At 63.6% G+C, this 7,823-nt stretch carries 3 protein-coding genes; all 3 read right to left on the bottom strand.

Annotation, left to right across the window (positions count from 1 at the left end; translation table 11 throughout):
• Window positions 1–387 precede the first annotated feature (387 nt).
• The 3 genes from P0W64_RS19325 to P0W64_RS19315 all read right to left on the bottom strand — a co-directional run bounded on the left by P0W64_RS19325 (window position 388) and on the right by P0W64_RS19315 (window position 7,718).
• Window positions 388–1,389 carry a hypothetical protein gene (locus tag P0W64_RS19325; RefSeq protein WP_275481800.1) on the bottom strand — a complete coding sequence of 334 codons (1,002 nt, stop codon included), beginning with the start codon at window positions 1,387–1,389 and terminating at the stop codon, window positions 388–390.
• A gap of 379 nt (window positions 1,390–1,768) precedes the next feature.
• Window positions 1,769–2,026 carry a 4Fe-4S binding protein gene (locus P0W64_RS19320; protein WP_275481799.1) on the bottom strand — a complete coding sequence of 86 codons (258 nt, stop codon included), beginning with the start codon at window positions 2,024–2,026 and terminating at the stop codon, window positions 1,769–1,771.
• 88 nt (window positions 2,027–2,114) lie between these two features.
• Complete coding sequence (locus tag P0W64_RS19315; RefSeq protein WP_275481798.1) at window positions 2,115–7,718, bottom strand: type I polyketide synthase; 5,604 nt, start codon at window positions 7,716–7,718, stop codon at window positions 2,115–2,117.
• Between the last annotated feature and the right edge of the window lie 105 nt (window positions 7,719–7,823).

The raw sequence follows: 7,823 nt of genomic DNA, 5'->3' as shown, positions 1-7,823 counted from the left end.
CACGTTGGGCTGCAATGGCATTCACGCTGCGATGAGCGTACGTGGACATGATGACACACGTAGCACCGTAGTTGCTACGCGTGTCTACGTTGGCGCACCACCTGGACTCCCTGCGTCGTGATGGTCCTCGCGCCACGTCGATCCGTCACCGCTGGCGGGCTGTGCCACTCCCGTTCCGGAAGCCCGGGACCCCGACCGCTATTCGTCACTGTGACGGTAATGTCGGTTCTTACTTGATGTGGCACCGACTTGCCTCGGGTTTGCTACTCACCAACCGCCGTACGGGATCTGGGATGTGCGGACCACGCTGGGACCATGATCGTTAGCGAGAGGCAGCTGTTGCGACATGTACGAGTTGCGCCTGATCTGGCGCGGGACCTACGACAATCAGCCTTCGCCGCGCCTGGAACCGGCTGCCCATGCGGAGCCGACCGCGTACGTCCACACCGGATTGCCGCCGAGATGCACGTACGGCTGCGGAATACCGATGCCGCCGCGAGCGCGGTTCGCCGAGAAGTTATTGATCGTTCGGCCAGCCATCGCCGCCATCCGCGTCGAGTCGATCAGCTCGGCGGGATTCAGCTCGGGAGCGGTGAATCCGACGACACAGTCTGCGAGCGAGCAAAGATCCTCGCCGGCGGCCGCGCGCTTGTCGCGCTCGACCAGCCACAGCGAGAACTCGTTGTTCCACGGCTCGGTGTCTGGCACGTCCAGCACCAGACCGCCGGAACTGATGGAGAGCGACGAGCTGAACCTCCCTGTCCCGCCGAGACTCCACGGAATCCAGTTCACGTCCTCTTCCGGCGTGACGCTGTTGAGGCTCAGGTACTCCATCGCGGACACGGTCCGCGCCGCCGGGACCGGGACGGTCCACTCCGGCTCCCAGGCAGGACGGTCGCCGTGGTCGACGAAGCGGACGCGGCCGGAGTAGGCCGTGTGCCGCGGCCGCCGCCAGGTCTTCTCGCGGTCCAGGTGGTAGCCGCCACGGTTCATCAGGTACAGCTCCGGACTCCCGTCGAAGCTACTGAACGCAGAGGCGCCGGCGGATGTACCGCAGTACAGCAGGACGCTGACAGTTTCGTCCTCGTGCCTACGGACGACCCAGGAGAAGCGCGGATCGATGCCGCTGGTCGTGAAAGCGCACCAGCCGACAGGCAGGCTCGGCTCCTCCTCGGGTTGGTCGAGGTAGATGCGGTCCTCACGCCCCCAGGCGCCGAGGTCGTTACCCTGTACGCGGCCGATCGCTTCGATCGCGTGTCGGTCGGCGAGGTCGAGCTCGCCATCGTCGACCAGCGGCAGGCCGACGATCGGATGGTCCGTGCGCAGGCCGCATGCGATCGGTGACGGTGCGGTCCACGCGGAGTTGAATGCCGGAGCGAGGTCTTCCATTCGTTGTGCCTTCCGCTTGCCAGTGTGTTGGATGAGTCAACACTAGCATGTTGAGTCATCCAACACGCATGAGATCGGCTGGGGGCCGAACCGCGCGCCCGCAACGTAGAAGTAGACCGCACCCCGCGGCTCCGGCTCGTCGCGTAGCATTCGGCGAGGACGTTGCACCCTCCCGTGAGGCGGCTAGCGAGCACCTGAACCAACGCGCTCTTGCCGCGCCGCACACGCCGACATCAACATCGCCCCTGCTGCGTGGCAGCTACCCGCCCCTCGGCGAGTGCCCGTGCGAGCTCCCCACTTCCGGGCGCCGCGGCGTCGCGGCGACCTTTTCGGCGATGACTTCGGGCAGGCCACCTAGGCTTTGACGACGCTCGCGCCGCTAGTCGAAGTACGCCTCATTCGCAGCGATCGACGACTGCCATTCGGTTGGCACTTCGCCATCGAAGTAGATGGCCTCGACCGGACACGCTGGTTCGCACGCCCCGCAGTCGATACACACCGTCGGGTCGATGTAGACCTGTTCGCTTGAATCGAACTCGGCCTCATCGGGCGAAGGGTGAATCGCGTCTACCGGGCAGGCACTGTGGCACGATGCGTCTTTGGTTCCTATGCACGGCGCGGTTACTACGTAGGGCAACGGGTGCTCCTTTCAATATCGACGTGCTGCCGGATCAACTGGACGATGGAGGATCGGCACCCCTCGTCATTTTGCGCGCCAGCACAGTTCATGAACCGCTTCCCGGTGCGGCTCCAAGCGCACCGCCTTCGACCTCTTTGAGAAGCTGTTCGATTTCAGACGGATCCGCGGAAGCGAGGAGTTGCTCTAGTTCATCCAGCTCAGCGTCGATCTGGTGATCCTCCGCGGTGGACGCGGTTGTCTGGTCCGCGGGCGGTGCGTCCGTGGGCATCAGCAGGTCAGACATCAGAGCCTGGGCCAGGCTCGTGATCGTTATTCCCTGAAGGAGCTCGAGGACCGACACGTCTGCTTGCAGTCCGATTTCGACGCGGCGCTTCAGTTCGAGAGCCATCATCGAGTCGAAGCCGAGGCTGTTGAGATTCTCATCAATCGGTACTTGCTCGACCTCGAGGCCCAGGACTGCAGACACCATCGCCCCCAGGTGACGAACCAAGATCGGGAACCGCTCGCCGGGCTCCGCGCTTTGCAGCTCTCTAAGGGGGGCGTCGCTCGCTCCGACGAGGTCGCCCTGGCCATTTTGTCCGCTTGGTCCGAGCAGGGAGAACATGGGTGGTGGGTTCCCAGCGAAGGACGATTCCTGAGCAACCTCCCAGTCCACAGTGATTGCCACGGTGTGCGGGACAGCCTGGTTCAGCAGTCGGCCGAGGATGTGCATGCCAGATTCCGGGGTGATAAGGCCGATGCCGCGGCGCGCGTACACCTGTTCTAGATCTAGATCTTTGACCATTCCGATCGACCATGGACCCCAGCCGATGCTAAGAGCACGAAGCCCACGGCTTCGCCGGTGGTGCGCTAGAGCGTCCAGGTATGCATTGCCGGCGGCGTAGTTTGCTTGTCCTGGCGATGCGATCACCGACCCCACGGAAGAGAACAGGACGAAGAAATCGAGGTCGGCGTCGCCGAACAGCCTGTCGAGCACCTGGCCGCCACCAATCTTCGGGCGCAGGACACGATGGAAGTCGGCGGTGTTCATTCGGATAAGCAGCTCGTCCGACACAACTCCGGCAGTGTGAACGACGCCATGTACAGGAGGCATTCCGCTCCTGTAGTAGTCGTCGAGCCAGGCGCGCATCTGGGCGTCGTCAGCGACGTCCACGGCTGCTACGTGTATCCGGGCTCCCTTCGATTCAAGTTCGACGACGGCGTCGATGAGGTGACGTTGAGGATGTGACGTTTCGACCGTGCTCCAGCAGTTTCGCGGCGGAAGACCGCTGCGACTCGTCAGGGCGATGTCGCGTGCGCCGTTTTCGACCAGGAACCGCGCCACGAGCAACCCTAGGGCCCCGAGGCCACCGGTGACGAGGTAGGTTCCATTCTCTCGCATGCTTGCGGGGAAAGGTCGCTTGAGGCCGCTGACCTCCGACAGTCGCAGGATGTACCTCTCGTCCTGCCGGAATGCGATTTGATCCTCCCCGTCGGAGTGGATCACCTCTTCGAGCAGCGCGCGTCCCTGGGTCGCCGCGGTCGAGTCCGGGTCGAGGTCGCATATGCCACCCCAGAGGCTCGTGAACTCCTGGTGTCCAACGACTCTCGCTAGCCCCCACATTGCCGCCTGATCGATGTGGGGCGGTGCTTCACCAGTCCCTACTGCTTGTGCACCTCGGGTTGCCAACCAAACCTTAGGTAGCTGGCCCAGTTCGGCCGAGATTGCCTGGATCAGAAGCATGACCGATTGCGAGCCGAAATCCTGGGATGCCAGTGCGGAACCGTCGACCGAGCCGTCATCCGCCGGAGCATCGAGGCTCCACAGGTGAATGACGTTGGCTATCGGGGTGTTGTTCAGGGCGCGGACCACGGATTTGTACTGCTCGGGGTCGGCAGGGTCGATGGAGAACGAGTCCTGAACCGTTCCAAGATCGCGAGGTCCACTGTTGTTTCGTGCGACCGTGAAGACTCGGACCCCATCGCTCTGCAGCATCTGCGCTATTTCAGCGGCGACGCCGGTTCGATCGGCGAAGATGAGCCATGCCGCAGCGTCCTCCTCGCCGGCGCTCCGATCTACGTCATTACGGGATGCCTTCTGCCACTGCAGTTCCAGTAGGTCTCGGTCGATTCGCTCGGTCGACAACGCAGTCGTGGTCTGGAGAGACTGGGCGTGAAAGCCGCATAGTCTGACCAGGATCCTGCCGTCCGTGTCGCTGAGCGTGATATCGCTGACTATGTGAGCGTCGTCGGCCTCGACCACATGAGCGACGGCCACCATGGTCCTCGTCGGGGGCGCCAGGACGTCGACCCGCCGCAGCCCCACCGGCAGGAACGGTGTGGAGCGGGTTGCATCTGAGTCAGCCGGAGTAGCGGCTGTCAGCAGGACCTGGAATGCCCCGTCCACCAGTGATGGGTGGAATAGGTAGTCCCCGAGTTCGTCGGCGATCGCCGTAGGCACCTCAAGGGTGCCCATCGCGATCCCCTGCCCGTAAGCGATCTCTTGCACCGGCTGGAATGATGGGCCGTATTGAAAACCCATCTCCGACGTCTGATCGTAGAAGTCGGAGCGGCCGATTTGTATCTGGCACTCGCTGCGGACGGCCGCCAACTCGTTGTGACCCGCAGCTGCGGTCCGCAGGTTGAGCTTTGCTGTGGCGTGAATGGTCCATTCCCGCGTCCCGTTGGGGAGGGCGACGAAGCTCGCGATCTCTACGCGAGCATCACTCTCGTAGAGGATTGTCCGCAGCCGCGCGTCTGACGCGTCGCTCAGAATCAGCGCCCTGTGGAACGTAAGATCCTCGATGCTTAGGTCGCCAACGCCGAGGCCGTAGACGTCACGTCCCGCTGCCAACGACATCTCGATAAAGGCTGCGCCAGGCAACAGCGTACTGTTCTGGATCCGGTGATCGGTCAGGAACGCGGGGTGCGATGCGCTGACCTCAAGCTCCCACGTGTGGTGGGACGCGTTCATCCTTTGGCCCAGTAGTGGATGGACCTGAGCGTAGTGGCGATCCTCCCTCGCCTCGGCTGACTCGTTCCAGAACGTCTCGAGTTGCCACGGATACGTCGGCAGCTTCACGTACTTCGCCGACGGGTGATGGAGTGTGCTCCAGTCTGGCCGGTGCCCGTGATTGTGCAATGCACCGAGCGATTGCAGGAGGACTCTGTGGTCGTCTCCATTCCGACGAAGAGAGGGCACGAGCAGCCCCTCGCCGTCGGCGAGCAGCTCCCGCATCGAGCTGGCCAGGACGGGGTGCGGTCCGATCTCGACGATGTGGGTGTACCCGTCGCTGACCATCTGGCTGAATGCGGACGCGAACAACACGGTGGCTCGGACGTTTTGCCACCAGTACTCGGCGTCGGCCGCCCGACCATTGATCCGAGTTCCGGTCACCGTCGAGTACAGCGGGACTGTCGCGGACCGAGGGGTGATGTCTTGCAGTCCGTCTACGAGCTCCGCTCGGAGGGGATCCATGTAATGACTATGGAACGGGACTGCTACGTCGAGGAAGCGGTGGAAGACTCCGAAGGTCTCCAGTTGGTCGGCCATGTTTTCCAGGGCTGCGGATTCACCGGCGATCGTCACTGCGCTCGGGCCGTTGATCGCGGCCACAGAGACGAGTGGTCCAGCGTCAGCGACCGCCTGATTGAGTGTCTCCGGCGTCATACCCACCGCAAGCATCCGGCCCTGGCCTGATGTGCGCTGTTGGAGTCTGCTGCGGTGGTAGACGACTTTGACCGCATCTTCGAAGCTCAGCACGCCGGCGATGTACTGTGCCGCAACCTCTCCCGTGCTGTGGCCGATGACCGCGTCCGGAGTGATTCCGCGTGCCCGCCAGAGGTCGGTCAGGCCCACCTGGACAGCGAAGTTTGCCGGCTGCGAGACCTCGGTCTCGGACATGCGAGACTCGTCCTCCGAGGCAAGCATCTCACTCATCAGGGAGCGACCGGTGTATCTCCGTAGCTCGTCATCACATCTTTGGACTGCATCACGGAACACGGGTTCCGAGTCGAGCAACTGACGGGCCATCGCCCACCACTGGGGGCCCATGCCAGTGAACACGAACGCCAGTTTCGGAGGTGTCGATCCAACTCGGGCCCGTCCAGTGACCACGTCCGGATGCTCCTCTCCCCCAGCGAACTCCGCCAGGCGTTCGCGGACCTCGACCGCGTCGCTCGCGACCACGGACAGGCGGTGCTCATGATGTGTTCGCCGGACGTTGCACGAGAAGGCGATGTCGTCGAGGCTGCCGCCTGGCTCAAGGAGGCGGTCGGACATGGATGCTGCAACATCACGCAGCGCCGGAGCGCTCTTGGCGGACAGCGTCAGCAGCCGAGGGGTGCCCTCCCGCGGGGCGGTTTCGTCGGTAGTCTGCGGTGCGAGTGCCGGTGCGCTCTGCAAGACGGCGTGCGACACGGTACCTCCGAAACCGAACGAGTTGACGCCGGCGAACCGGGGGGCTGCCTCGTCCGGCAGCGTTTCGAGCTCCGCTGGTACACGAATACCCAGCTCGTCGAAATCGATTGCGGGGTTCGGTTCGTTCAGGTGCAGGTGTCCGGGAACCTGTCCGTTCTTCAGAACCAGTGCGGTCTTGATCAGGCCGGCTACGCCTGCGGCAGCTTCGAGATGTCCGATATTGGTCTTGACCGAGCTGACCAGGACAGGGTCACGACAAGGGTCTTGAGCAAAGACACTGCTGATGGCCGTGGCTTCGATGGGATCTCCGAGTGGAGTGCCAGTGCCGTGCGCCTCGACGTAGCTCACTTGGCGCGGCTCTACCCCGCCGCGAGCGCATGCGACGCGCATCGCTTCGGCTTGAGAGTCACCGTTGGGCACGGTGATTCCGTTGGTGCGGCCGTCTTGAGTGACCGCACTTCCGACGAGCAGTGCGTAGATGTCGTCGCAGTCGGCCTGTGCGCGGCTCAACGGTTTCAGCAAGACAACCCCCGCTCCCTCGCCCCGGGCGTAGCCGTCGGCGCTGGCGTCGAACGCCTTGCACCGCCCATCGGCGCTGAGGAAGCCGCCCTTGGACTCGGCGATCGTCATATTCGGTGCGAGGATCACGCTTGCGCCTCCGGCGAGAGCCATCGAGCATTCGCCGTTCCAGATCGACTGTGCTGCAAGGTGTACCGCGACGAGCGATCCTGAGCAGGCCGTGTCAACGGTAAGGCTGGGGCCGCGGAAGTCGAAGGAATACGAGAGTCGATTGGACAGCATCGTCGACATCATTCCCGTCGCGGAGTGCGAGTCGAGTTCGTAGCGGCTTTGCACTCCGTAGTTTTGCAGCAGGTTGTAATCCAGGGTGAACCCCGCCATGAACACCCCGGTGTCGCTACCAGCGAGTTGGTCCGCCGGCTGTCCAGCGTCTTCGAACGCCTCCCACGCCGCCCGTAGCAACAGCCTCTGCTGCGGATCGATCCAGATCGCCTCCCGCGGAGCGATTCCGAAGAAATGAGCGTCGAACTGGTCGACTCGGTCGAGGAAGCCGCCTCGGGTCGTCGACATCTTGCCGAGCTTCCCGCTGTCGGGGTCGTAGAACTTGCGCGACTCCCACCGGTTCTCGGGCACCTCCGAGGTGGCGTCGACGCCAGCGCAGAGCAGATCCCAGAACTTGCTCGGAGTTGTTGCGCCCCCTGGGAAGTGGCAGCCGATTCCTACGATCGCGAGCGGCTCGGGCCGATCCATGCGGCCCTTCTGTTCGATCATCTGGCAGCGTCCTCCCTGGATTCTGTCTTTGTCTTCGGAGCGTTGAGGCCCGCAGCGGCGCAGTGGATCTCGTTGACCGCCTGCTGGGCGACGGCCGTCCGCCGA

The sequence above is a fragment of the Tsukamurella sp. 8F genome, assembly GCF_029167375.1.
GTDB lineage: Bacteria > Actinomycetota > Actinomycetes > Mycobacteriales > Mycobacteriaceae > Tsukamurella.
The sequence above is the reverse complement of the archived record's forward strand: the minus strand, read 5'-3'. Positions and strand labels throughout refer to the sequence as shown.

What these genes read in the sequence shown, in the direction of transcription:
- P0W64_RS19325 (WP_275481800.1), bottom strand. Translation starts at nt 1,389, where the DNA reads ATGGAAGACCTCGCTCCGGCATTCAACTCCGCGTGGACCGCACCGTCA.
- P0W64_RS19315 (WP_275481798.1), bottom strand. Translation starts at nt 7,718, where the DNA reads ATGATCGAACAGAAGGGCCGCATGGATCGGCCCGAGCCGCTCGCGATC.